The sequence below is a fragment of the Kitasatospora sp. NPDC127035 genome (genome assembly GCF_042726075.1).
GTDB lineage: Bacteria > Actinomycetota > Actinomycetes > Streptomycetales > Streptomycetaceae > Kitasatospora.
Genome location: NZ_JBHXDN010000162.1, coordinates 1 through 2129, shown reverse-complemented (window position 1 = coordinate 2129; position 2129 = coordinate 1). Strand labels below are relative to the sequence as shown.

The 2129-nt window shown below is 65.6% G+C and carries 4 protein-coding genes; all 4 read right to left on the bottom strand.

Annotation, left to right across the window (positions count from 1 at the left end):
• Positions 1-178 precede the first annotated feature (178 nt).
• Complete coding sequence (locus tag ACFWIC_RS40985; protein ID WP_380522295.1) at positions 179-436, bottom strand: hypothetical protein; 258 nt, start codon at positions 434-436, stop codon at positions 179-181.
• Between the two features lie 142 nt (positions 437-578).
• Positions 579-890, bottom strand: a complete 312-nt coding sequence (locus ACFWIC_RS40980; RefSeq protein ID WP_380522293.1) for a hypothetical protein — start codon at positions 888-890, stop codon at positions 579-581.
• A 95-nt stretch (positions 891-985) separates the two neighbouring features.
• Positions 986-1240, bottom strand: a complete 255-nt coding sequence (locus ACFWIC_RS40975) for a hypothetical protein (protein WP_380522292.1) — start codon at positions 1238-1240, stop codon at positions 986-988.
• Positions 1241-1415: 175 nt separating this feature from the next.
• A partial coding sequence (locus ACFWIC_RS40970) for an ammonium transporter (protein ID WP_380522290.1) occupies positions 1416-2129 on the bottom strand: 714 nt, incomplete at its 5' end.

The following is a 2129-nucleotide window of genomic DNA, read 5'->3' as shown; positions in this document are numbered from 1 at the left end:
GGGGGGGCGCCCTTCCGCGTGTCCGGTGCGGCCGGTGTGTACGTCCGGCCGCACCTGCGGGCGGTGCCGTGCGCGTCCGAGCGCCGTGGGGGTGTTCTTAAGAAACTTTCTTCCAGGGCCACCGGCGTCGGGCCGAAGGAGGGTTCGAAGAGTGATTTACCTTCAGTTCCGAATATGCCTATTCCGGCCTATTGTAGCCATAGTCAAGCCCTTCTCCAGAACTGCTATAAATTGAACCATTACCATAGCTTGACCATACCGAAATTCCATCCGGCGTCACCTGGGCGACAAACGGTACTTCCGTCTTCGCCGGAACCTCGCTAGTCACTGTCAGCGACTCACCGGGAGCAATCCAGAAGTCCCCGCCCTCAGGTTCGAGTGTCAACTCGACAATTTGGTCGATTTGATTCTCGATCTCGATCGTGTATTTTGCCACTAAACCCACCGATCTGTTTCGCGTGCCGGATTCGGACGTGAGGCCCCGTCGCGTCGGGCCCTGTGCCACTACGGACTGACGCGAGCACCCCTCCTTCACCGCCATCACGTGCGGCGTGGGGTAGCGAGGCGGAACTCTCAGATCACCAGACCATCTCCCACCACCCGAAGCAGGCGAACACCGCCTTCTTCACCGAGCAGGACCCCAGATGTCCGGCGGCCTTAAAGAACACGAAAGCCACGACCAGCCCAACGGCCGATACGCCAAACACACTTGCGCCAACCATCGGACTCACGGTCAGCACCAGGACCGTGGCCAGTGCGGACATGATGAGAATTCCCCACAACGTCTCCCGAAGGATGGCAAAGAACGATATCGACCGAGGCCCCTCCTTCCATGCATCAATCTTGGTGACCAGGTGGCGGGACGTATTGCAGAGTCTTCGATCAACCATCAAGGATTCTCCTATACCAAGAGAGCGGGGTGGGTATCACTCCCCACCCCACTCGGATTTTTACTGGAGAACTTGCCCGTGAGCTCCCTGGGCGACTACTCCCCATGGGTTCGTCGGGCCCGCCGTGGTGGTGACGTGAACCCGGCTTGCCGGGACCGGATGACGCCGGCGACCAACCCGGCGAGGACACCGAAGCCGACGGGCAGGACATAGGCGAGGTTCGCCACGGGCTTGTTCCCGATCCGCTCGACAAGGACTGCGGTGACGATACCGAAGGTCACCGCGTAGAGCAGGGCGTCGGCCCCGTCAAACCCTTCCCAGCCGTGGGCCACGAGCGCGGCAACGGTCATAGAGGGTCGTCGACCTGGTCGAGGGGCCGGCGAACGCCACGGTCTACGGCGTGAAGAGCGCCGAGTTCCAGGCGTAGCCGTCCGGCCCGGTGGCCCGCCGCTCCCTTCCCGGGCGTGGCGGGCCGCTGCTGTGACCTGTGGGGTCAGCTGCGGTCGTCCGGCGCCGCGGAGGCTGTCAGGCCGCCGGGGCCGTGCTCGGTGCGTGGGTGAGGTCGTAGGCGCTCTCCGCGTGCAGGTGGACGTCGACACCTTCCTGCTCCACCTCTGGGCGGACCCGCAGGCCCATCGTCTTGTCGAGCGCCTTGGCGATCAGCCAGGTCACACAGAAGGAGTACGCCAGTACGGACAGGGCCCCCATCGCCTGCTTGCCGAGGAGTGAGAGGCCGCCGCCGTAGAGCAGGCCGTCGACGGCGTTGGGGGCGTCCGCCGTGGCCAGGAAGCCGACCAGCACGGTGCCGGTGATGCCTCCGACGAGGTGGATACCCACGACATCGAGGGAGTCGTCGTAGCCGAACCTGTACTTCAGGCCGACAGCAAGGGCGCACACCGCGCCGCCGATGGCGCCGAGCGCGAGGGCGCCGAGCGGGGAGACCGCACCGCAGGACGGCGTGATCGCGACGAGGCCGGCGATCGCACCGGACGCGGCGCCGAGGCTGGTGGGGTGGCCGTAGCGGAGCTTCTCGACGAGGAGCCAGCCGAGCATCGCGGAGCAGGTGGCGGTGAAGGTGTTCAGCACGGCGACGGAGGCGGTGTTGCCGGAGGTCAGCGCGGAGCCGCCGTTGAAACCGAACCAGCCGAACCACAGCAGGCCCGCGCCGAGCAGCACCAGGGGGAGGTTGTGCGGCCGCGCCTGGCCTCCCGTCTTCTGCCAGCCGATGCGTCTGCCGAG

Coding starts and splice junctions, on each gene's coding strand:
- ACFWIC_RS40980 (WP_380522293.1), bottom strand. CDS start 890: ATGGTTGATCGAAGACTCTGCAATACGTCCCGCCACCTGGTCACCAAG.
- ACFWIC_RS40975 (WP_380522292.1), bottom strand. CDS start 1,240: ATGACCGTTGCCGCGCTCGTGGCCCACGGCTGGGAAGGGTTTGACGGG.